The sequence below is a fragment of the Dokdonia donghaensis DSW-1 genome (genome assembly GCF_001653755.1).
GTDB classification, from domain to species: domain Bacteria; phylum Bacteroidota; class Bacteroidia; order Flavobacteriales; family Flavobacteriaceae; genus Dokdonia; species Dokdonia donghaensis.
Genome location: NZ_CP015125.1, coordinates 2,150,395 through 2,173,508, shown reverse-complemented (window position 1 = coordinate 2,173,508; position 23,114 = coordinate 2,150,395). Strand labels below are relative to the sequence as shown.

General features: G+C 37.7%; 20 protein-coding genes. 11 read left to right on the top strand and 9 right to left on the bottom strand.

The annotated features are described in order from the left end of the window. Positions 1-9 precede the first annotated feature (9 nt). Positions 10-420, top strand: a complete 411-nt coding sequence (locus I597_RS09580; protein ID WP_035324933.1) for a thiol-disulfide oxidoreductase DCC family protein — start codon at positions 10-12, stop codon at positions 418-420. 22 nt (positions 421-442) lie between these two features. Here the strand turns inward: I597_RS09580 and I597_RS09575 are convergent, their stop codons facing one another. Then, positions 443-1,201, bottom strand: a complete 759-nt coding sequence (locus I597_RS09575; protein WP_052111704.1) for an HNH endonuclease family protein — start codon at positions 1,199-1,201, stop codon at positions 443-445. Then, the gene (locus I597_RS09570; RefSeq protein ID WP_035324934.1) at positions 1,198-2,418 is read right to left on the bottom strand and encodes an AAA family ATPase; all 1,221 of its coding nucleotides are present in this window, start codon (positions 2,416-2,418) and stop codon (positions 1,198-1,200) included. Before I597_RS09570 ends, I597_RS09575 begins: the two co-directional genes overlap by 4 nt. A gap of 318 nt (positions 2,419-2,736) precedes the next feature. On the opposite strand from I597_RS09570, the gene I597_RS09565 reads away from it, so the two are divergent. Then, positions 2,737-3,294: a hypothetical protein gene (locus tag I597_RS09565; RefSeq protein ID WP_035324935.1), complete on the top strand. Its 558-nt coding sequence runs from the start codon at positions 2,737-2,739 to the stop codon at positions 3,292-3,294. Between the two features lie 99 nt (positions 3,295-3,393). Here the strand turns inward: I597_RS09565 and I597_RS09560 are convergent, their stop codons facing one another. The 4 genes from I597_RS09560 to hisS all read right to left on the bottom strand — a co-directional run bounded on the left by I597_RS09560 (position 3,394) and on the right by hisS (position 10,046). Further along, positions 3,394-4,878 carry a lipopolysaccharide biosynthesis protein gene (locus I597_RS09560; RefSeq protein ID WP_035324936.1) on the bottom strand — a complete coding sequence of 495 codons (1,485 nt, stop codon included), beginning with the start codon at positions 4,876-4,878 and terminating at the stop codon, positions 3,394-3,396. Between the two features lie 9 nt (positions 4,879-4,887). Next, positions 4,888-6,171: a glycosyltransferase gene (locus I597_RS09555; RefSeq protein ID WP_035324937.1), complete on the bottom strand. Its 1,284-nt coding sequence runs from the start codon at positions 6,169-6,171 to the stop codon at positions 4,888-4,890. Then, on the bottom strand, positions 6,171-8,597 hold the full coding sequence (locus I597_RS09550) for a YfhO family protein (protein WP_035324938.1): 2,427 nt from the start codon (positions 8,595-8,597) through the stop codon (positions 6,171-6,173). Before I597_RS09550 ends, I597_RS09555 begins: the two co-directional genes overlap by 1 nt. A gap of 66 nt (positions 8,598-8,663) precedes the next feature. Beyond that, positions 8,664-10,046, bottom strand: coding sequence for a histidine--tRNA ligase (hisS, locus tag I597_RS09545; RefSeq protein ID WP_035324939.1), 1,383 nt, complete (start codon positions 10,044-10,046; stop codon positions 8,664-8,666). Positions 10,047-10,337: 291 nt separating this feature from the next. On the opposite strand from hisS, the gene I597_RS09540 reads away from it, so the two are divergent. After that, positions 10,338-11,573, top strand: coding sequence for an ABC transporter permease (locus I597_RS09540; protein WP_035324940.1), 1,236 nt, complete (start codon positions 10,338-10,340; stop codon positions 11,571-11,573). Positions 11,574-11,658: 85 nt separating this feature from the next. Continuing rightward, a complete protein-coding gene (locus I597_RS09535; RefSeq protein ID WP_035324941.1) occupies positions 11,659-13,092 on the top strand; it encodes a sodium:solute symporter in 1,434 nt (477 codons plus the stop codon). A 45-nt stretch (positions 13,093-13,137) separates the two neighbouring features. Here I597_RS09535 and I597_RS09530 read toward each other — a convergent pair whose 3' ends face one another. From I597_RS09530 to I597_RS09520, 3 genes are all read right to left on the bottom strand, one after another. Next, positions 13,138-13,521, bottom strand: a complete 384-nt coding sequence (locus tag I597_RS09530) for a CoA-binding protein (RefSeq protein ID WP_035324942.1) — start codon at positions 13,519-13,521, stop codon at positions 13,138-13,140. A gap of 392 nt (positions 13,522-13,913) precedes the next feature. After that, positions 13,914-14,534: a trimeric intracellular cation channel family protein gene (locus I597_RS09525; protein WP_035324943.1), complete on the bottom strand. Its 621-nt coding sequence runs from the start codon at positions 14,532-14,534 to the stop codon at positions 13,914-13,916. Continuing rightward, complete coding sequence (locus I597_RS09520) at positions 14,535-15,257, bottom strand: RDD family protein (protein ID WP_035324944.1); 723 nt, start codon at positions 15,255-15,257, stop codon at positions 14,535-14,537. A gap of 35 nt (positions 15,258-15,292) precedes the next feature. Between I597_RS09520 and I597_RS09515 the strand changes: the two genes are divergently transcribed. The 7 genes from I597_RS09515 to purB all read left to right on the top strand — a co-directional run bounded on the left by I597_RS09515 (position 15,293) and on the right by purB (position 23,052). After that, a complete protein-coding gene (locus I597_RS09515) occupies positions 15,293-16,276 on the top strand; it encodes a stage II sporulation protein M (RefSeq protein ID WP_035324945.1) in 984 nt (327 codons plus the stop codon). Between the two features lie 11 nt (positions 16,277-16,287). After that, complete coding sequence (locus I597_RS09510; protein WP_035324946.1) at positions 16,288-17,229, top strand: DUF7847 domain-containing protein; 942 nt, start codon at positions 16,288-16,290, stop codon at positions 17,227-17,229. Continuing rightward, positions 17,222-18,028 carry a DUF4129 domain-containing protein gene (locus I597_RS09505; protein WP_035324947.1) on the top strand — a complete coding sequence of 269 codons (807 nt, stop codon included), beginning with the start codon at positions 17,222-17,224 and terminating at the stop codon, positions 18,026-18,028. The genes I597_RS09510 and I597_RS09505 overlap by 8 nt, the downstream gene beginning before the upstream one ends. Next, the gene (locus tag I597_RS09500) at positions 18,025-19,242 is read left to right on the top strand and encodes a DUF4350 domain-containing protein (RefSeq protein ID WP_035324948.1); all 1,218 of its coding nucleotides are present in this window, start codon (positions 18,025-18,027) and stop codon (positions 19,240-19,242) included. Before I597_RS09505 ends, I597_RS09500 begins: the two co-directional genes overlap by 4 nt. Then, positions 19,242-20,288, top strand: a complete 1,047-nt coding sequence (locus tag I597_RS09495; RefSeq protein WP_021778888.1) for an AAA family ATPase — start codon at positions 19,242-19,244, stop codon at positions 20,286-20,288. Before I597_RS09500 ends, I597_RS09495 begins: the two co-directional genes overlap by 1 nt. Before the next feature lie 8 nt (positions 20,289-20,296). Continuing rightward, on the top strand, positions 20,297-21,631 hold the full coding sequence (locus tag I597_RS09490; RefSeq protein WP_169741097.1) for a DUF58 domain-containing protein: 1,335 nt from the start codon (positions 20,297-20,299) through the stop codon (positions 21,629-21,631). A gap of 77 nt (positions 21,632-21,708) precedes the next feature. Then, complete coding sequence (gene purB / locus I597_RS09485) at positions 21,709-23,052, top strand: adenylosuccinate lyase (protein WP_035324949.1); 1,344 nt, start codon at positions 21,709-21,711, stop codon at positions 23,050-23,052. Positions 23,053-23,114: the final 62 nt, after the last annotated feature.

Here is a 23,114-nt window from a genome sequence, read left to right as displayed (position 1 = left end):
ATCATTAGTATGACTAAAAAAATCATCCTTTTTGACGGAGTTTGCAATTTGTGCAACGGTGCCATCACCTTTATTATACAACGTGATAAGAAGGATATATTTAGATATGCGCCATTGCAAAGCGAGATAGGAAAAGAACTTGCTGAAAAACATCATATAGACCTCAATAAGGTAGACTCTATCATTTTAGTAACTGAAGATAAAGCATATGCAAAATCTACGGCGGCGCTTCGCATTGCAAAGCAACTCTCTGCGGGCTGGCCTTTGCTTGTAGTGTTTCTAATTCTTCCGAGATTCTTGCGTGATGGGGTTTATGATTTTATTGCCCGTAATCGTTATAAATGGTTTGGCAAAAAAGAAGCCTGTATGATCCCTACTCCAGAGCTTAAGAGTAAGTTTCTGGATTATGAACAGCAATAACATTACAAAACAACTAAAATCCTTATTTACCTAAATAACAAAAATTTATTTCTTGAAGACTTGTTTCAAATTCGTCATCCCAAAACTGATTATTCTTCAAAGCAATTATCAAATCACTAAAGAAGGGAGCATCTATTACAGACGTAGCTGTGCAAGCAGAAAATTCTGCTTTTCTATTAATTCCAGCAAAATATCCTTTGATTCTATTGATTTGATTTTTTTGTCTTCGTTGACTTAATTGTGTGATATCCCCATCAATAAAATTTAATCTATAAATTGCCTCTAAATCATCTACTACTAGTAACGAAAGAATTGCACGAGGCGTAACAAAATGGTGGCGATCGTTAAGTGCGCAGTAATCAATAGTATTCTGTCCAATCCCTTCAGTATCTCTACTATACAAACGACCACTTAGAAAAAAAATATATTCTCTAGGATTATCCTCAAAGGGATTGATAATTGGGAATTTTTTAGTGTCAGTATTACTCTTTGAAGTGTTACATTTTTTTGAAGATGGGACTAGATTACCCCACCGAACTACTTCATCAGGATACAAATCTTTTGGATAAAAATGCTCAATCTCCGTATATGTGCTTCTCGTATCTAGCTTTATCTCACTGAAACAGCATTTACCATATGCTAACGCTTTAACAGCTTTCTCAATATAAGACTTTTTATAAACTGTTGTTTTCTTCCCAGAATCTTTAAATTCTTGGGTGAGGCGGTTCTGCTCTTCTTGAGTGAGTTCAATGGGTTTTTCAGAAAGTGCTAATTTAATCATCTAGCCTCTGGAAATTGCTGAATTTGCATAGACAAAACTCTTTTCTGTATATCTTCCTCTGGAAGTATATCCATAAGTTTATCAAATGCTTCCTTAGATTGATTGTAATCTCCGTTATCTAAACCTCTATCAAACTTCTCCATAAGATCAAGATATTCGTCAGACTTTACTTTCGATTCTAGACCCATAACTTTATTTAAAATATCCTCAATGCTCCAGCCAACAAAAGTTTTATTTGGCATTCTTGAAACAGAAACCCCATCTACATCTTTATTTAAAACATAGACATTAGCTTCTTCGAGCGATTGCACAACTAAAGGGCTGTGAGTAGTAGCTATGAATTGAGTATTAGGAAAAAGATTGGATAATATTTTTGTTATAGACCGTTGCCAAGAAGGATGTAAATGCAAATCTATTTCATCTATTAAAACTATCGCAGGTTCTTTTAAAGGGTTTAGAGAATCCGGATAGCGATCAAACATTTTCTTACAAAAGTCGATAATCCAAGATAAAGTAGATTGGTAACCATAAGCTAAATTCTTTAACTGGAACCAACCTTCTGCAGTTTCAAACTCTACATAATTACTTAACTCTTCATTTGTTTCAAATCTGAAGTTTGTAATTTCAGGAAAAATTTCTCCGGTAATAACCTCCCTAATAAGCTCTAGTCGTCTTTCTGCACTTTTTTGTCCGTTTTTTACTGCGTAATCAGTTTGAAGAAGCCACTCATCAAGATCTAACAAACTGACATTTGAATTAAATAATGTTTTGTTATTAGCTATCTTTTCTTTTGATGAAATTTTAGAATTCTTAGATGACTTCCTATTTACACCGTAAGCATAAATTAATATCCCAGGAAATTTTTCGTTATCATGATATCTCATAGAGCTACCATTTATACTATATTCTGATTCCCACAGATATTCTCTAGAATTATAAATTAATTTAGAAGCATATGAATGGTCTTCAACTAAAGAAATAGGAAGATGAATAATAGAAATAGTATGACCCTCTTCACGAATGTCTCTCTCCACCTCCGATTCAAAAGAAGAAATAATTTTTAGTAGATTAGTTTTACCTGTTCCATTATTACCTAAAAAAATTGTCCAAGGATAAATATCATTATCATCTGTTAAAAAACTGATGTTTTCTACTCCTTTGAAATTTCTATAAGATAGAGATTCAATATTCGCAATATATACGCCGTCGTTTTCCAATGTTTGTCGTTGTTATAGCTAACATAACAAAAATAGGATATAAATTAAGAACATATGCTTTCTATTAACTTTAATAAGAAAATTTTACTAATTAATTAGACTATTCTCTTGCCAATCCAAACGATGGCAATTTATACTTTACAACAAGCACATCTTTTATATAGTTTGACTTAATTTTCATTACATTTTCGCGAAAGCGTAAACACCTATAAACACTGTGCGTAACAAGGTTTTTCTATTTCTGGCACGCTGATTGCAAACTAACTAGCAAGCGTACACCGAAAGACGGTAACGTATCAACCCTAATACTTTTATATTATGAAAAAGCTATTAATCGCAGTATTGTTTCTAGGAGGAATGACTGCACAAGCAAACACAGTGACAGATCTCGATCACACTACAGAAAGAGGGCCACGTTACAATGTACCACAGTCTATCACATTTACTGAGCGAGGTATCACCTTTGAAGTATATACAAATGGACAGTTTGATTTTACACAACGTGGTAATAGATATCAAACTCGCTCACAAGGGCGCAGAGGTTTTAATCAAGGTACGCCAGGACACGCTTACGGTGTAACATATCCTTACAGAAATAACACCTTTGTAAAGTATAACCGTCAAGGTGAAATTTATAAAGTAGGTCGCAATCTCATAGATTACAACCGTCGTGGTAAAGTAAGACAGATAGGTTCTGTTGCCTTGAGATATAATAATGGTCGTCTAGATCGCGTAGGAGATATGAAGGTGATTTATAATAGAAGAGGTCACATTGTAGATCTTGTAGATTATAACTACCGCACACATAGAGCACAGCGTGCAAACGGAAGAAATACAAAGATTAAGAAGAATAAAAATATACGTGTACGAGGATAATTATTAATCCTCAAATACTAACGATAACTTTGGTTGGTTTGTTAAAGCCTCGATTTACAATTGTAAATCGGGGTTTTTCTATGTTATTAAGCAAAGTTTCTATCTTTTAAACACAGTACCAAGCACGCTATCAATCGCATTATTAATATCTAGAGAAAGTTTGAGTTTATAAGAAAGTATGAGGTATATACTTCCTAACATAGTGCCTTTTACAGCAATTGCCACTAGCGGATTAAAAGAAAAATCCCAAAAGTAAAACCCACAAAACAAGGTAGCAATCACTCCAAAGGTTAATAGCGACTTTTTAGAAAATGGTTGCATTTTAAATTTGGCCTGTACCACAAGTAATTTGGCAAGCGAGTAGCCTACTGTTGCGATAAGCGTTGCCACTCCAGCACCATTTATCCCTAGTGTGGGAATCAACACCATATTTAAAATTACTGCTACAATTACCGCCACAACTCCTATTGCCAGTACAATTCGATAATAATCACTATTAAATACAATAGCATTATTTATACCCAGACAGTTATCTAAAAGTTTTGAAGCACTTATACAAAGTACTACATAAAGTGCCGTCGCATAGGCTGGACCTACAATGAGATAAAGGCTTTTGATATTACAGCATATTAGTAAAAATAACAAGCCAGAAATCACTAATAAACTCAGACTACTTTTTTTGTAAAGTATGCGCATTTCATCCCATTGCTTATTATTGAGCATACCAGCCACCATCGGGTACGTAATCTGGTGCATTGCCCTCGCAGGCACACCTATCACCGTTGCGATGTAGATAGCAACTGCATAGTAAGCTACATTTTCTATCGCCACATATTTACCTATCATAAACTTGTCTATATCGATAAGCAAAGTCGCCACAGAACCCGCAATAATGATAAGCGTTGAGTACTTTATAATAGCGGTGCGCTGTCTATCAAGTTTTGAGGGATTACGCTTTCGCGAAAGCGTAAAAATAGGCTTTCGTTGCTTAAAGGCATAGAGTAGCATCACAATCATTCTCACTACATAAATGGCAACCGTAAGCACTAAAAAAGTATCCACATTTATGATAGAAAAAGCCAGTAAAACAAGGAGTAAGGTCACACCCAAACGATGAAAAACCTCCTTTAAAAAATTACCAAACGTACTTTTGAGCTGCACTTTAGACCAAGAGAAAAATATCTCAAAATAAGCCGACGACAAGGCGATAATGAAGATATACCATACGTAGCCAGCTACAATCTCATTTTTTGACGAAAGGAAATCTGCAATTTGCTGATGTAAGAAATACGTGATTCCAGTAATGGGTAAAATTAAAAATAGTGGTAAAACCAGCATCCAACTTAAAAACCGATCTTGATCTTCTCCCTTAAAAGATGAGTAAAACTTGACTATCGTGTTTTGAACCCCAAAGGCTAGAAAAGGCACTAAAATAAAAGCCGTAGAAAGAATAAAACTTACCAAGCCATAATAGGTGTCACTCATAAAGTTTACGTACAAAAACAGCGTGTTTACGGCACCTAAACCAAAACCTAGGTAGGTCGTGACAAGATTCTGAAAAGATTGTTTTAATACGATTCCCACAGTATTCCTTTATAATTGTGCTAATAGATAACTGAGCTGTGCTGTGAGTTCTCTTCTATGATATTTGGCTACTTCGGTTATATTGCTAGCGCACTTGTAGTCACCAGTAAATAACATTTTTATTACAGATTTCAACTTTATTTCTTGACTGTAATCTACAAAACTACCTGTTGCTGTTTTTTCTATAATAGCTCCTATATCTGCTCCCTTTGGGCCTATAGCGACTATAGGTCGTTGTGCGCTTAGGTATTCAAAAAGTTTTCCGGCTATAATGCCTTTTGTCTTTTCGGCGTTAATTTCTATGAGGAGCAAGACGTCTGCTTGTTCTTGTAAACGCTGTGCTTCTTGATGACTTACATAACCTACAAGGTTTAATTGTGACTCTAGACCGGCTTTCTTTATAGCATCAATAATCTCTTGACTTACTTTGCCTACAAGTTGTATTTCTAACGCTTTAGCAAAAGCTGGCACCTCATCACACAATGCTCTCAACACCCTCCACAACAACTGCGGATTACGTTCTGAGAGTAAAGAACCTATGTGAGATAATACAAACCGCTCTGTAGGTTGATGCGGAGTGATTACTCTATCATCGAACCCATTTGTGATAACGGTAATAGGTCTTTCGGTAATCGCTTGAAATTCTCTTTTTGTTCCTGGGCTGGTTACAATGATATGATCTGCAGTGGTGAGTACTTGCTTTTCTAGCTGCTTGTGACGCGCTTTTGTTTTGGCGGTCATTCGGAGTTTATCGTGATACCCAATAGTCGTCCACGGATCTCTAAAATCGGCCACCCAAGTTAGGTTGGGTTTCCATTTTTTGAGTTGGTTGCCTATGAGATGTAGGCTGTGTGGCGGACCTGTGGTGATGATTTTTTGAATATCGTTTTCTTCAATATACTTTTTCAAAAATGCCACAGAAGGTGCTACCCACCCTACTCTTGCGTCTGGCACAAAAAAGTTTCCACGCACGTAGAGCATCGCTTTTTGTAACAAGCTCTGCTTTCCTTCCTTAGGTAAAATACCAGATGAGATGGTTTTAGTTTGCTTTCGCGAAAGCGTACTTGCCCACCCATACGGCTCTTTAATAGGTTGTTTAATCACAGTCACCTTACCTGAAACCTCAGCAACTAAAGAATCATCTATAATAGGGTAACTAGGATTTTCCGGAACGTAAACAATAGGTTCTATCCCAAATTCTGGCAGGTACTTTGTAAACTTGAGCCATCGCTGCACACCAGGACCACCAGCGGGCGGCCAATAATATGCGATGATAAGTACCTTGTTATTCATTAAGCCTGTGCTTCTGTATCACGGTTTTTTACCGTGTAGAATATTCCTCCGGCAACTAGTAAGAAAAGTAATAGACTACTACCCAGCATAATCATCCCTCCGGTTTTTACCACTTGTGGCTCAAAAGTCATTACTACTTCGTGAGCACCTGCAGGCACTTTAATACCTCTCAAGGCATAGTTTACTGGTAAAATGGTAGTTTCTACACCATCAACGGTTGCAATCCATCCATTTTTGTAATAGTTCTCTGCAAAGACCATAAAGCCATCGCTACCATTTTCTACTTGGTACACCAGTTTGTTAGGCTGTACCTCTTTAGTTTTCACTACCGCCGTACTATCACGCTGCGGCTGGAAGTTTCCTAGTTCCTCACGATATTCTTCACGGATGAGTACTGTATTTTTTGTGTCTACTTTTGTGAGCCCCTCAAACTCTGCATTATAATCTGGTACGTACTGTATTTCATTTACAAACCAAGCTGGGCCGTTTGCTTCTGGGTTTTTGCTTATCCCCATACCCTGCTCGCTGTCTTGAAGGATGTATTTTACATTGTACATATTAAGCACCTCAGCATTACCCTGAGCAATCTGCTGATTGTATAAGTCGTCAATCGTACGCGGTTGTACGGCAGAATATCCGTTAAGCGAATTGAAATAGTACGAAGTATGGCTATTATTAAATCCTCGAGCAAGATCAATCACGCGGAAATAGCTATCATCCTTAAGCATCTCCTCATCTGCTGGAGTAATCTGGAAGTTTTGGTCATACTGTCGTTGGGTGATGAAGTTTTCTTCATTTACAGAACGTCTATCTACACCTACTAGGTCAAAAACTATGAGGGCACCAATGGTGATTATTGCAATGTTTTCTGAAATCTTCTTCTTGAGCGTTAACCACAAAGCGGTTCCTATAAAAAGCACAAATAGTAAAGACCTCAACACATCACTTTTTAATACAGCGAGGCGATCTTCTTTTATGGCATTTAATATTTCTGGTTGCTCGATGGCCATCTGTCCTTCGGCGGCAGAGCGTAGGTTAAATAAGCTTCCGCTAAAAAGGTAGAGTATCACAAAAAGACCTGCTAGCGAACCTATAGCGATGAGTAACTTTTTTTGCTTTTCGGCTTGATCTACTCGGTCGTTTAAAAATCTGTGTAAACCTACCATTGCAGCGATAGGTAACAGTAATTCTAAAATCACCTGTATACTCGTAACTGCTCTAAACTTATTATACAACGGCACATAGTCTATAAAGAAACGTGTAATTCCTTCTACGTTCTTTCCCCAACTCAGTACTAAGGAAACAATCATACCTGCTAGTAACCACCAGCGTAGTCTTCCATTTACTAGAAACAGTCCTAATAATGCAAGTGCAAAAACTGTTACCCCGAGATATGGAGGAGCTTCTACAAACGGTTGCTCTCCCCAGTACAATCTCGTTCCTTGCGCATAGTAACTTACTTCATTAGGAGGAACTCCTAATTCGCTTAACTTTTTCGCGAAAGCGGACTCACGCCCCAAATCGGCAGCAGTACCTGTTCCCATAAAATCTGATGCAATGAGATTGAGAGACTCTAGCTTTCCATAACTCCACTGCGTGATATAATCAAAACCAAGACCGTCTTCTACGGCGTCTTTGGCAAGGTCATCTTTTAATAATTGCTCACCACGTATACTTGTCTCTGCATACTCTGCAGTAGCAAGTAAGGTCGTTGCGTTTGTAGCGAGACCTAATAGTACGGCAATGACTAATATTCCCGAAGCTTTAAAGAAATGTGGAAGTTGTTTTTTCTTGATAGCATCTATGAGGTATGCAATCCCTAAAATCACACAAAGCAACCCTAGATAATAAGTCATCTGGTAGTGATTAGCCTGTATTTCTAGCCCCATTGCAACAGCAGTGAGTAAAAATCCCCAGAGATATCGTTTCTGATACGTGAGTATAATACCCGCAAGTACGAGCGGAAAATAACCTATGGCGTGCACCTTTGAATTATGCCCTACGCCTATAATGATAATTAGATAAGTAGAAAGGCCAAAGGCAAGCGCACCAACTACAGCGAGCTTCCAAGGGACGCGCATCACGAGCATTAACGCATAAAAGGAGATAAAATAGAGAAAAAGATAATCTGCTGGGCGCGGTAAAAAGCGAATCACACGGTCCAACTTATCCATCATATCATACTCAAACCTCGCTCCCATCTGGTAGGTAGGCATCCCTCCAAAGGCACTATTAGTCCAGTAGGTCTCCTCACCCGTCTCTGCTCTAAAGTCACGATGTTGCTTTGCCATCCCTTCATAGAGCTTGATATCATTTTGATAAATGCGCTTTCCAGATAACACCGGATTGAAGTAAACTAGCGCCACGACTATAAAGCCAAGTACAACTAGAATATGCGGAAGGAGTTTTTTAAAATCGATGTTCATAGGTGTTATGTCAATAGTCGTTAGTGGCGGAGCCTTTCCTTTCTTATAGGCTGGCTCTGTTTAAATTTATTTCAAAGCTGCTACTAGCTCGTCTATGGTTACAGTCTCTTGTGAGCCTTCTGCCATATTTTTGAGTGTGTATTGTTTTGCATCCATCTCTTCTTTTCCAGCAAGTACTAAAAACGGAATATTGCGACGATTTGCATACGTCATTTGCTTTTTCATTTGCTTATTGCTCGTCACAGCATCTGGATATAACTCGGCTGAGATTCCTGCTTGGCGTAGCTTGCTTATCGCTTGCATTGCATAACCAGCTTCTTGATCTCCAAAGTTTACAAAAAACACTTTTACACCTTCTGTGGCCTCTTCTGGAAATAAGCCTAGCTCTTCTATCACAAGGTAAATACGATCTAAACCAAAAGAGATCCCCACGCCACTCATATCTTTAAGTCCAAAAATACCTGTAAGATCTGCATAGCGACCACCGCCACCTATACTTCCCATCTTTACACCTTCTGGAGCACTTACTTCAAAAATAGCACCTGTGTAATAGTTAAGTCCGCGTGCGAGTGTTACGTCTAGTTGTAGTGTTGCGGTTTGTAAACCTAAGCTCTCTATAGCATCATTGATAAAAAGCAATTCGTTTATTCCTTCCATTCCCGTCTCAGAATCTGCAAGCAAGGTTTTAAGCGTCCCTAGCTGATCACCAAAAGTGCCAGATAGTGTAAACAACGATGCTACTTTATCTATCGCCTCTTGAGTAATGCCTTTGGCAAGCATTTCTTTAGTCACACCTTCCTCTCCTATTTTGTCAAGCTTATCCAGCGCTACGGTAAAATCTATGAGTTTATCACTTGCGCCTATCACCTCTGCAATACCAGAAAGTACCTTACGGTTGTTCATCTTGATAGTCACTTCTTCTAGCTTTAATGTGCTAAAAACAGCATCGTATAACTGTACAAACTCCACTTCTTGCCATAGAGAATCACTTCCTACCACATCTGCATCACACTGATAGAACTCGCGGAAACGTCCCTTTTGTGGGCGATCTGCTCTCCATACAGGTTGCATCTGGAAACGTTTAAAAGGGAAAACGATGTCATTTTGGTGCTGTACTACGTATCTCGCAAAAGGCACGGTAAGATCGTAACGAAGTGCTTTTTCTGAAATTTGTGGTGTGAGTGCTGTAGAGTCCGCTTTCGCGAAAGCGTCATCCTTCACCTTACGTAAATAGTCACCACTATTAAGAATCTTAAATATCAAGCGGTCACCTTCTTCTCCATACTTCCCCATCAAGGTGCTGCTATTTTCAAAACTAGGCGTCTCGATAGGTTGAAAACCAAAATGCTGAAACTGGGTGCGTATGGTGTTCATAATATAGCTGCGCTTTGCAACTTCTTCTGGTGAAAAATCTCTGGTTCCTTTAGGTATAGAAGGTTTTGTACTCATATGTTACAGTCGTATTCTTTAAGGTAATTACTTTCAAAATTAATAGAAGGAAAGACTACCTGAATTTTTTTTATGCTTTCGCGAAAGCGTATATCTCTTTTTTTTAATGTGATTTACCACAAAAATTGCGGTTGTGGCATATTTAAAATGCACTCGCAAATATCTTAAAAAATGAAGCCACGAGAGAATTATTTGAAAAGTTTGGTAACTTTTTGACGAGTTAATAGTCTTATCGTACATTGTGTACAGAGACAATTGTGTTTCTGAAATGCTTAATTCATACTTGAACCTATGTTTTCACTATTTCGCGAGAATTTAAGAATCGCCTTTGACAGTATTAAAAGTCAGCTGTTGCGCACTATTTTGACTGTATTTATCATTGCCATAGGTATCACGGCACTGGTAGGGATTTTAAGTCTTGTAAAGGCGCTTGAAAATACAATAAGCTCAGATTTTGCAAGTATGGGGAGTAACACCTTTAACCTGCAACGTTATGAGTTTACCTCTAGACGCTCTGATGAAAAGCAAGTAATTAACCCCGTTATAGGTTATCGCCAGGTAAAAGAGTTTACAGAGCAATATAATTACCCTACCGCACGTACGGCTATCTCTTTTCAAGGAACACGAACTGCAGAAGTGAAGTATGAAAATGAAAAGACAGATCCAGAAGCAAGCGTAGTAGGTGTAAATGAAAACTTCTTAAATAATTCCGGCCTCAAGCTAGAAAAGGGTAGAAACTTCACCTCTTTTGATATAAATAACAATACACGTGTTTGTGTATTAGGAAGTGACTTTTATAAAAATATATTTAAGGATGATAACCCCATAGGGAAAACCATAAGTATACGTGGCACCAAATTTAACGTAATAGGAATGCTTGAAGAAAAGGGAGCCACCTTTGGCAACAATCAAGACTTGCGAGTTCTAATACCGATACAAGTAGCGCGAACAATGTTTACACAACCTAACATAAACTACAACGTGAGTGTAATGGTAGAAGACGCAGAACTTCTAGATAGCGCCGAAGAAGAAGCGATACTCACCTTTAGAAACATACGTGGGCTTACCCCTATAGAAGAAAACAACTTTGGTATAGGACGCAGTGACGACCTTATTAATCAAATAGCCGAAATAACGGGTGTGCTTAATGTGGCTGCCTGGGTAATAAGTATCATTACGATTTTTGGATCTTGTATCGCACTTATGAATATAATGCTTGTCTCTGTAACAGAGCGTACACGTGAGATAGGCGTGCGTAAGGCGCTAGGAGCAAAAAAATCTACCATTGCAGCACAGTTCTTATACGAGGCAATTATCGTGGGGCAACTAGGAGGTCTTACAGGGATTGTACTAGGTATAAGTATAGGTGCACTTATAGCCTCTATTGCAGACTTTGTATTTACCACTCCTTGGGGAGCAATTATTGCAGCGACTATTATCACATTTGCAATTGCAATATTATCTGGTTTATTTCCCGCAATAAAGGCAGCAAAGCTTGACCCTGTAGAGTCTTTACGTTATGAGTAAGAGAAGCTCTGTATAGAGAAATCTTAACTGCACAATCTGCAATCATTTATCAAAAGAGTATATTCGTATTCTTAATATAATTGATATGCAGCCCTTACATATATTACTTCTTATTGCTGGTTACTTTGGTGTGCTTATGCTCATAAGCTACTTAACGAGCAAAGGAGATTCTAACACAGATTTTTTTAAAGCAGGCAAGCAATCTCCTTGGTATCTTGTTGCTTTTGGGATGATAGGAGCTTCACTATCTGGAGTAACCTTTATATCTGTCCCTGGATGGATTGAGGCATCAAGCTTCAGCTATTTTCAAGTCGTTCTTGGGTATACTGTCGGTTATGCGGTAATAGGCCTCGTACTACTCCCACTCTACTATAAATTGAATCTTACTTCTATCTACACCTATCTAGAAGGGAGATTTGGCACCTATTCTTATAAGACTGGAGCATCCTTCTTTTTACTAAGCAGAATTATAGGTGCGAGTTTTAGATTATACCTAGTTGCAAACGTATTACAGCTACTCGTTTTTGATGAGATGGGTGTACCGTTTTTTGTAACAGTTACCCTCACCATCATACTTATCTGGCTCTATACCTTTAAAGCTGGTATCAAAACCATTGTGTGGACAGACACATTACAAACACTCTTTATGCTTATTGCGGTGGGTGTGGCGATCTATTTTGTGAGTGACGAGATGGGGCTCAACGCAGGAGCGGCTTTAGATCTTATTTCTAATAGCGATATGAGTCAGATATTCTTTTTTGACGACTGGAAAAGCGGTGACTTCTTTGTAAAGCAATTTTTATCTGGAGCCTTTATATCTATTGTAATGACAGGACTGGATCAAGATATGATGCAAAAAAACCTTACCTGTCGTAATCTAGATGATGCTCAAAAAAATATGTTTTGGTTTACAATCGTTCTCACCATTGTAAATCTTGTATTCTTAGCACTGGGATTATTACTCACTGTATATGCATCACAAAACGGTATAGACGCACATAAAGATGAACTCTTCCCTACCATTGCTGTAAATAGCGGCTTAGGAATAGGACTCGCTATTGTTTTCTTACTAGGATTAATTGCAGCTGCATATTCAAGTGCAGATAGCGCCCTTACATCACTTACCACGTCTTTTAGTATAGACATACTAGACATAGAAAAAAAGTATGATGCCGTAAAGCAAGTAGCAGTGCGCAAACGCATCCACATTGTAATGTCGCTTGTACTCATTGCCGTGATCATCATATTTAAATACGTAATTGCAGATGCTACAGTAATCGCAAAACTATTTACGTTTGCGGGATATACCTATGGACCTCTCTTAGGCCTTTATGCTTGTGGACTCTTTACAGAATGGGATGTAAAAGACAAGTTTGTCCCAGTAGTTGCCATTGCATCGCCTATTCTTGCATATATCATAAGTACGCTTTCGGCAGGAGTGGGATTTGAATTTGGGTTTTTTATATTAATCTTAAACGGTGCGTTGACCTTTTTAGGATTATTATTTATAAGAAAGTAGTTTATTACGCTTTCGCGAAAGCGTACTTATAAAATCTAGAACATTTTAATACTGATTTGTTCCCAGTAAAACTAGCGTACAAGCAACATCAACTTCGATATTGTGCTCTTGTAACTTTTTATAAAATACGGGATTTTCTGTTCCTGGGTTAAAGATGACACGCTTAGGAGACAAATTAATTATGAAGTCATAATAAGCCTCTTGCCGCTGCGGATTAAGGTAAAGTGTGATGGTATCTAAATCTTTTTTAAGCTCATCTACGGTCTCTATGGCTTGGTCAAAAGTGATGATACCTATATCACCTACCTTTCCTCCTCTTAATCCTACAGCAATCACGGGATGATTTTGCGCATTAAGGCGGATGATTGCTCTATGTGAATATCGTTGAGGTTTTAAGGATGCCCCGATAACCATTGTGGTTTTTAACATAAGGTAAAGTTAAAAAATTATTACGGTGTAACAGACCGCTATTTTAAACGTCTCTATTATAAGTTAACTTACTTGTTAGGTACGTTTTTAATTCGTTTTGATGGTTAGTGTTAATTTTAGATGCTACCTAACAAAAAATCCCGAGATATCGAGTCTCGGGATTTTGTTGTTTACGACCTAATCTACTGATACTACGGTTAAATAATTGTTAATTGCCCTATGTAAATGAAACATTGAGCACTTTTTTACGTCTTATATATAAGTAATAGTCTCAACTGAATACTCAAATCAGGATTTTAAATTATTTGAATTAGCCTTTATAATATTTTAAACCTATTTTCTAAGAGTCTATTAGGTTTCTTAAGGTCTCTGCTCACGCAGAGACCTTTTGTTTATTTAGAATAATCTTTTTTATATACACTAGGTAAGCTCCACTCCTTTACTACTGCCAGCGTTCTTACAATAATGATAATACAACCTGCAACGAGCATTGCTATAGATTGCGGCAGGCCAGCTGTGGAAGAGGCTAGATATACGCTTCCTCCTAGTATACACACCGTGGCATATATTTCTTTATGAAATATTATAGGGATCTCATTACAGAGTATATCTCTAAGCACACCTCCAAAACACGCCGAGATTGTACCAAGCACCACACAAACTACAGGGTGTAAATCTGCTGCCGTAGCAATCTGAACTCCAGCAATGGTATACAAGGCAATACCTATAGTGTCAAACAAGAATAGAGATCTCCTCACGTATTTTAAATAGCTTCTAAAAATAATTGCTACTAGTGTTGCTCCAAAAATCACATAAACAAAAGTCATATTAAGCATCCAGCTTACAGGCGTCTTCCCTATGAGTATATCTCTCAGTGTACCTCCACCTACAGAGGTAACCAGTGCGATAATTAATATCCCAAAGACGTCAAGCTTTTTACGCATAGCGGTAAGTGCTCCAGATATGGCAAACGAGACCGTACCTAGTATGTCTATAATGGTGGTAATCTCCATTTACTGCTGTGTGTAATAATTATAGTCTGCAAGCACACGCTCTACAAAAGCTACATTAGTCTCTTCTGGAGTGACATCCATTTTTTCTTTAAGTCTGTCTGCTAGTTTTATGATCACGTTGTGATTTCCATTACGCTTAGCATCTTTAAAGAGCGTTTTAATAAGTTGTACGTCCTTATCATTAAAAACGGTAACCTGAGGATAAGTAGGTATATAGTTTTCTGGTATGTCTACAATAAGACTGTCTGATAGACGTGCTCGCTTCTTTTCTGTAATGACTGTTGTACCTGCTGCCATATCACCTAGTCTTTGCCCCTTATCACTCATAAGAATACTTACTACAGCAATCCCTCCAGAAGAGCCAGCTATATCTATAATGCGCATAAGCCATCTTACAAAGTAACTCCCAAAACCTGGTTTTGAGCCGTCTAGTTTTACTACTCTTATTTTCATCACAGCTTTACCCGGTGTTTTACCATCCCAGAAGGTCTCAAAAAGTATGTAGTATAAAAATATAGGTAGCCCTAATACAAGGTAGTATGCCCAGATATCACCCATTGCTTGAGAGTCTAACCCAAACTGAGCTATGATAAAAATGGAAACAACCCAGTAAGCAATAATTATAAGCAAATCGACAATGTATGCTAGTATACGATCTCCTATGCTTGCAACATTCTGATAAATGCTCACATTTTGAGCAGTTTCTATTTGAAAGTTATCCATATATTCTTTTTCTTTACCTGTATAATTAAGTGTATATGCGTGAAGCTGCTTTTGTTAAGCAAAATAAGGATAAATGGTTAACATTTGAAAGTGTTCTGGTAAACAAAGACCAGATTCACCCAGATGAGCTATCTAGCCTGTATATGGAAGTTACAGACCACTTAAGTTATGCACAAACGTTTTACCCTCATAGTAAGACCTTAGAGTATCTCAATCACCTTGCTTCACAATCACACCAGATTATTTATAAAACAAAGCGTGAGTCTAGTAAGCGCTTCATCACCTTCTTTACAGAAGAGTTTCCGCTGGTAATGTATCAATACCAGCGACAATTGCTTATTGCCTTCTTGGTCTTTCTATTATTTAGCATTATAGGTGCTTATAGCGCTGCCAGTGATGGTGCCTTTGTAAGAAGTATTATGGGTGATGGCTATGTTAATATGACCCTAGATAATATAGAAAAAGGCGACCCTATGGGCGTTTATAAGAAGCAGGGAGAAATAAATATGTTTTTAGGTATTACCATAAACAATATCAAGGTAGCCCTATTTGCTTTTATCTATGGAATATTCTTTACGGTAGGTTCACTGTATATAATAATGCGCAATGCCGTAATGCTGGGTAGTTTTCAGTACTTCTTTTTTGAGCAAGGTGTAGGCTGGGAGTCTGTTCGTACTATATGGATTCACGGTACTATAGAGATTTCTGTTATTATAATTGCGGGATGTGCAGGTATGGTACTAGGTAACTCTATCCTCTTTCCTAAAACCTATACACGCCTAGAATCTTTTAAGAGAGGAATGAAAAACGGGCTTAAGATTGTAGTGAGCACAATACCACTTTTTGTTATTGCAGGTTTTCTAGAAGGGTTTGTAACGCGCCACACAGAGATGCCAGACTGGCTAGCGATTACGATTATAAGTTGCTCACTTGCCTTTATCATATTCTATTACGTCTATTACCCTATAAAAAAACATAAAGAAGAGAAAGCTCGTCTAGCTGCGCTTCCCACATTATAAAAATTATAAGAATGAGTATTAAAAAATACGTTGAGTTTAGAAAAAAACGTGAACTAGGTGATGTTATAAGTGACACCTTTAAATTTTTAAGGACTAATGCAAAACCACTTTTTAAAGTACTTGTACGCACTTGTATCATCCCATTTATTCTACTCATCGTTGCAATAGGTTTTTATACAAACGAGTCTTCTGGGGCAAACTTAATTGCGGCACTAAGTACTGAGAGCGATATAATAGGTTTTGTACTAGCCGGTTGTGGTCTTGCTATAGCTGGCATTATATACAACTCGATGTTATATGGCAGTACTTCTGAATATATAAAAGCATATGTCGCAAGTGGTGAGGCACCCGAGACAGATGCAATCGTAGAGACTATAAAAAAGAAAACCGGAAACTTTCTTGCTCTAGGCTTTGTAAATCTCCTTATCGTACTTGGAGTTGCACTTATTCCCGCTGCGCTGGGAGGTTTTTTAATTGCCTCTGGATCTAATGCAATGGGCGTTATCTTATTATTACTCTTGTTTTTCCCACTGTTATATATTTACACAAAGCTTATGGTTATTTTTCCATCAATGGTAAATAAAGACCTTACCGTTGTAGCCTCATTAAAAGAAAGCTGGAGACTTGTAAAAGATGAGTGGTGGATTACCTTTTTTACCGTACTCATCATTGCATTTTTAATCGGTATTATAGGGTTTGTATTTCAAATACCTGCGGTTATCTACCTTATGATAAAAACATTTACAGCCGCAAGTGCTGGTTCTCTTAACGACCCTGCATCTCTATATGATACCGTTTCTATAGTGCTTCAAACACTTGCCTCTTCTATGAACTATATATTATACGTAATACTTGCTATTGCAATAAATCTTATCTACTTTAATCTTAATGAGCGCAAAGACCAGTCTGGAAGCTTAGATCAAATAGACAGTATAGGTCGCACTAATGCATAGAAAGCTCTTTCTTATTACATTTTTCCTTATTTCGCTTTGCGCGAAAGCAACCATCGTACAACAAAATGACGATGAGACAACCGCCGAAGAAATAGCTATAGAAGAAATAAATAGACCAGAACAAGTTTATAATGACCCTAGAGGCGTCTTAATCTATGATGAAGAAAAAGTCACACCCTTTACCATAGATAAAGCTACAGTAAGAGACTATCAAAACGACGATGAGTTTAATTACAAAGAAGCGATTCCAGAAGATACCTGGTGGACTCGCTTTAAACAAAAACTCAATGATATTTATAGCAGCTTTATAAGATGGCTTACTGGCGGTGATGAAGCATCTGGAGTATGGAGGTTTGTGGTAGAGCTACTTCCCTACCTACTTATGGCAGGACTTCTAGCCTTATTTGTCTATATATTTATGAAGATAGATAGTGGCTCACTATTAATGGAAAATGTAAAAGCTCCCGAAGCCTTAATCTCAGATGATGAAGAACTCATACAGCGCCAAGACCTAACTGACCTTATAGACGAAGCCATAAAAGACGGTAATTACAGACTCGCCGTACGGTTTTATTACTTATTTATCCTTCAGCAATTGAGTACAAAAGACCTTATAGACTGGCAGGTTCAAAAGACTAATCACGACTATATCTTTGAGATTCAAAACACGCAGCTTCAGGGTGATTTTAGAAAAGTAACAGCTATTTACGATTATATCTGGTACGGTAATTTTGAGGTCGATAAGACCGCTTTCGCGAAAGCGGAAACCCATTTTAAATCTATAAAAAATCAGTTATGAGTAATAAATATAAGGTCTTAGCCGGTGTGCTACTCCTTGCTCTTGCTCTGGTGATTTATATGGAGTCTGGGGAGAAAGATGAAGTAAACTGGTTTCAGAGTTATTCTAAAACAGATAAAATACCTTACGGTACATACGTAGTGCACGACCTGCTCTCAAACAGCCGAACCCAAGATAATTTTAAGGAGGTGAGACAACCACCTTATGAGTTTCTTGATGATAGTACGACGGTCTCTGGCACCTATTTATTTATAAATCAATACATACTCTTTGACGAAGCCGAGTCAAAAAAACTACTCTCGTGGGTAAGTAAAGGTAATACGCTATTTATAGCCTCAAGAGGTATAGGCGAGACTATACTAGATACACTTAATTTGAGTACAGATTTATTTTATGATCTGGATAATCTAGAACGTAAGCCTCTCGTAAACTTAGTTAACCCTGCACTACATCGCGAGCGACCGTTTTACCTAGATAGAGAAACTACAGCAGGTTATTTTGACCAAGTAGATACACTCGCTACAGTAGCCTTAGGAGAGTTTAGCCTTATGGTAGATAAAGACACACTGCATATGGAGGAGCCTCGAGTAAATTTTGTCAAGCAGTCCTTTGGCGATGGAGAGATTCTCATACATTTAATGCCAGAAGTATTTACAAATTATTTTGTTTTAAGAGAAAACAATTATAAATACACTCAAAACGTACTTTCATACTTAGATCAAGACAAAGATCTTTTATGGGACAATCATCATAAAAATGGTAAGACCGTTTACTCGAGTCCGTTATACATTTTCTTAAAAAATAGATATTTGAAGTGGGCATACTACATTCTACTTATAGGTACGGTGCTCTGGGTAATCTTTGAGGGAAGACGCAAGCAACGTGCAATACCTATTGTAAAACCACTGCCTAACCAGACGCTTACTTTTACAAAAACTATTGCTGGTATGTACTTTGACAAAAAAGACCATAAGAGCATAGCCATTCATCAAATTAATCACTTTCTAGAATTTGTACGAGGTACCTATAATCTAGATACCAATTTTATAAACGATGAGTTTATAAAAAAACTGGCGCTTAAGAGTGATAATACTCTTGAAGAAACGAGATTACTCATTAATTACATAGTATCCTTACGTTCTAGACAAGCACTTACTCAAGAGGAACTTTTAGAACTTAATAAACGTATTGAAGCATTTAAAAAACAAAACTAATGGACGATATCACACCACAAGATTCTGAGCACACTACAGATGGACTTCCACAAGAAAACGTACCACAAAGTGAAGGTATGGCTTTTGAGAATCGTATACCGCTAGAAGAATTACGCACTGCTGTAGAGGCAATACGAGCAGAGCTAGGTAAAATTATTATAGGTCAGCACGAGTTTATAGAGCTTCTTATTGTGGCATTGCTTAGTGATGGTCACGTGCTCATAGAAGGTGTTCCTGGTATTGCAAAAACGGTAACAGCAAAGCTATTTGCCAGAACACTTGATACCGCCTTTGGACGTATACAATTTACACCAGATCTTATGCCTAGTGATGTACTAGGTACCTCTATACTTAATATGAAAACTAGTGAGTTTGAGTTTAAGCAAGGGCCTATATTTTCAAATATTGTACTTATAGATGAGATTAACCGTGCTCCTGCAAAAACGCAAGCAGCCCTATTTGAGGTGATGGAAGAGCGCCAGGTTACTATAGATGGTACAAAGTATAAGATGGATCCACCGTTTATGGTACTAGCAACACAAAACCCTGTTGAGCAAGAAGGGACGTATGCGCTTCCAGAAGCACAACTAGATCGTTTCTTATTTAAAATAAAAGTAGACTACCCTACCCTTGAGCAAGAGGTTGCTATCTTACAAAGTCATCACGACCGTAAGGGAGGTGCACCACAAGCTGCTATTGCATCTGTACTTGATCCTGCAAAACTTGCTGCCTTTAGAAAACAAGCACAAGAGGTGATTATAGAAGAGAAGATTCTTAACTATGTGGCAGAGATTGTTGTAAAATCACGTACACACCCTCATTTATACTTAGGTGGTTCTCCTAGAGCCTCACTAGCCATAATGAATGCTTCAAAAGCATTTGCTGCAATCGCTGGACGAGACTTTGTTATCCCAGAAGATGTAAAACGTGCTGTAGTACCAGTAATGAGACATCGTCTTATTATGGCTCCTGAGCGTGAGATGGAGGGAATGACTACAGAACAAGTGATAGATATGATTGTACAATCTGTTGAAATACCTCGATAGTATTGGCCATTATTAGATTCATAAAGGGATTATTTTTACACCAGCGCCTATTTTATGGGCTAGCTGTACTAGCTTTGTTGTACCTTCTCTCCTACTGGTTTCACGGCCTTTTTGGAATTACAAACATTTTATTATTGGTGTTTTTGCTTTTGGTATTTATAGATGCTCTAGTCCTCTTTCGCGGAAGCGGAAAAATTAAAGCAACACGTGCGCTTCCAGAAAAGTTTTCTAATAGTGACGTTAATGAACTTAAGGTCACACTAGAAAATAAATATCCATTTTCCGTATCTCTTGATATTATAGATGAGATCCCAGTGCAGTTTCAAAAGCGAGACTTTAGTAAGCATATTGAGATACCGGCAAGGGAGTCTAGTTCATTTATTTATACATTACGACCTACAGAGCGTGGAGAGTATGTTTTTGGACATCTTAATTTATATGCTAGCACAAAACTTAAATTAGTAAGAAGACGTTACCGCTTTGAGAAAGACCAGATGGTCAAGGTGTATCCCTCTTTTATACAGATGAAGAAATATGCCTTTCTCGCACTAGACAATAGACTCACCTTACACGGTATGAAAAAAATACGCCGTATAGGTCACACTATGGAGTTTGAGCAGATTAAAGATTACGTACCTGGTGATGATGCTCGTACTATAAACTGGAAGGCTACGGCAAAGAGAGGTAGCCTTATGGTAAATCAGTTTCAAGATGAAAAGTCACAACCCGTTTATGCATTAATAGATGCTAGCCGAGTGATGAAAATGCCTTTTAAAGGACTAACGTTACTAGACTATGCCATAAATAGTACGCTTGCTTTTAGTAACATAGCGCTTAAAAAGAAGGACAAAGTAGGTATGCTCACCTTTGCCGAAGAGGTGAAAAATCACTTACCTGCTAGTAGCAAGAAAACACACCTACAAACCATACTAGAGGTACTTTATAATATAAACACTAAGTTTTTAGATAGTGACTATGGTGGTTTATATAATCAAGTAAAACGTAAGATCACACAGCGCAGCCTTTTATTATTGTATACTAACTTTGAACATATTACTGCGCTAGAGCGACAGTTACCTTATTTAAAAGCGCTTTCGCGAAAGCATATTCTCGTCGTTATTTTCTTTCAGAATACAGAGTTAGATCAACTTATTACAAAACCTGCAACCTCCTTACCTGATGTCTATCATAAGACCATTGCTCAAAAAGCAGATTATGATAAAAAAGTAATGGTAGCACGTCTAGAACAATATGGAATACAAACCATATTAACAAAACCAGATGATCTCACCGTAAATACGATTAATAAATATCTAGAGATTAAAGCACGAGGTATATTATAATACTGCGATTTATCTCTCATAATTCGTTCAGACGGAGTCTAATTTTTATATTTGTCCCTTAACTAAACCCACAACAAATGTCGTTGTCACCACTTCAAGCCATCTCACCTATAGATGGTAGATATGCTTCAAAAACCGAAGCCTTAGTTCCTTTCTTTTCTGAAGCTGCTTTAATAAAATATAGAGTAAAAGTAGAGATAGAGTATTTTATAGCTCTTTGTGAGTTACCACTACCGCAACTTACCGGTGTAAATAAAAACATCTTTACAGACTTACGTGATATCTACCAGAACTTTACAATACAAGATGCGCAGGCTATAAAGGATATAGAGAAGATAACAAACCACGATGTAAAAGCAGTTGAGTACTTTATAAAAGAAAAATTTGACGCTCTTGAGCTGTCAGAGTTTAAAGAGTTTATACACTTTGGACTTACTTCTCAAGATATAAACAACACTGCAATTCCTTTATCACTTAAGGATGCGATGAACCAATCTTACATCCCACAACTACTGGAAGTTGTAGATCACTTACGCCAGCTAGTAGATGAGTGGGAGAATGTACCACTACTGGCGCGCACGCACGGGCAACCAGCTTCTCCTACTCGTTTAGGTAAAGAAATACAAGTCTTTGTAGTACGTATAGAAGAGCAACTTAACTTGCTTAATGATATCCCGAGTGCAGCAAAATTTGGTGGAGCTACAGGTAACTTTAATGCACACAAAGTAGCATACCCACATATAGACTGGAAAGCTTTTGGACAGTCTTTTGTGCACGATACACTTAAGATGCAACACTCATTCCCTACTACTCAAATTGAGCACTACGACCATATGGCGGCACTCTTTGATGGGTTAAAGCGTATTAACACCATTCTAATAGATCTTGATCGTGACTTCTGGACATACGTCTCTATGGATTACTTTAAGCAAAAAATTAAAGCCGGTGAGGTAGGATCTAGTGCAATGCCACACAAAGTAAACCCTATTGATTTTGAAAACAGTGAGGGTAACTTGGGTATTGCAAATGCAATATTTGAACACCTTTCTGCAAAGCTACCTATATCGAGACTACAGCGTGACCTTACTGACAGTACGGTTTTACGTAATATAGGTGTACCGCTAGGACACACACTTATAGGTTTACAGTCTACGGTAAAAGGGTTAAATAAACTTCTTATAAACGAAGCAAAAATCGCTGCAGATCTTGAAAATAACTGGGCAGTAGTTGCAGAGGCAATACAGACCATTTTAAGACGTGAGGGCTACCCTAATCCTTATGAGGCACTTAAAGAGCTTACACGTGTAAACAGTAAGATTACACAACAGTCTATGGCAGAGTTTGTAGATACCCTTGATGTAAGTTTAGATATCAAGAATGAGCTTAAAGCCATTACACCTCAAAATTATACAGGTATATAGTTTAAGAACGCTTTCGCGAAAGCGGAATTACAATAATCAAAGAGATGGCTATAAGTCATCTC

What these genes read in the sequence shown, in the direction of transcription:
- I597_RS09580 (WP_035324933.1), top strand. Translation starts at nt 10, where the DNA reads ATGACTAAAAAAATCATCCTTTTTGACGGAGTTTGCAATTTGTGCAAC.
- I597_RS09575 (WP_052111704.1), bottom strand. Translation starts at nt 1,201, where the DNA reads ATGATTAAATTAGCACTTTCTGAAAAACCCATTGAACTCACTCAAGAA.
- I597_RS09565 (WP_035324935.1), top strand. Translation starts at nt 2,737, where the DNA reads ATGAAAAAGCTATTAATCGCAGTATTGTTTCTAGGAGGAATGACTGCA.
- I597_RS09555 (WP_035324937.1), bottom strand. Translation starts at nt 6,171, where the DNA reads ATGAATAACAAGGTACTTATCATCGCATATTATTGGCCGCCCGCTGGT.
- I597_RS09550 (WP_035324938.1), bottom strand. Translation starts at nt 8,597, where the DNA reads ATGAACATCGATTTTAAAAAACTCCTTCCGCATATTCTAGTTGTACTT.
- hisS (WP_035324939.1), bottom strand. Translation starts at nt 10,046, where the DNA reads ATGAGTACAAAACCTTCTATACCTAAAGGAACCAGAGATTTTTCACCA.
- I597_RS09540 (WP_035324940.1), top strand. Translation starts at nt 10,338, where the DNA reads ATGTTTTCACTATTTCGCGAGAATTTAAGAATCGCCTTTGACAGTATT.
- I597_RS09535 (WP_035324941.1), top strand. Translation starts at nt 11,659, where the DNA reads ATGCAGCCCTTACATATATTACTTCTTATTGCTGGTTACTTTGGTGTG.
- I597_RS09530 (WP_035324942.1), bottom strand. Translation starts at nt 13,521, where the DNA reads ATGTTAAAAACCACAATGGTTATCGGGGCATCCTTAAAACCTCAACGA.
- I597_RS09525 (WP_035324943.1), bottom strand. Translation starts at nt 14,534, where the DNA reads ATGGAGATTACCACCATTATAGACATACTAGGTACGGTCTCGTTTGCC.
- I597_RS09520 (WP_035324944.1), bottom strand. Translation starts at nt 15,257, where the DNA reads ATGGATAACTTTCAAATAGAAACTGCTCAAAATGTGAGCATTTATCAG.
- I597_RS09515 (WP_035324945.1), top strand. Translation starts at nt 15,293, where the DNA reads ATGCGTGAAGCTGCTTTTGTTAAGCAAAATAAGGATAAATGGTTAACA.
- I597_RS09510 (WP_035324946.1), top strand. Translation starts at nt 16,288, where the DNA reads ATGAGTATTAAAAAATACGTTGAGTTTAGAAAAAAACGTGAACTAGGT.
- I597_RS09505 (WP_035324947.1), top strand. Translation starts at nt 17,222, where the DNA reads ATGCATAGAAAGCTCTTTCTTATTACATTTTTCCTTATTTCGCTTTGC.
- I597_RS09500 (WP_035324948.1), top strand. Translation starts at nt 18,025, where the DNA reads ATGAGTAATAAATATAAGGTCTTAGCCGGTGTGCTACTCCTTGCTCTT.
- I597_RS09495 (WP_021778888.1), top strand. Translation starts at nt 19,242, where the DNA reads ATGGACGATATCACACCACAAGATTCTGAGCACACTACAGATGGACTT.
- purB (WP_035324949.1), top strand. Translation starts at nt 21,709, where the DNA reads ATGTCGTTGTCACCACTTCAAGCCATCTCACCTATAGATGGTAGATAT.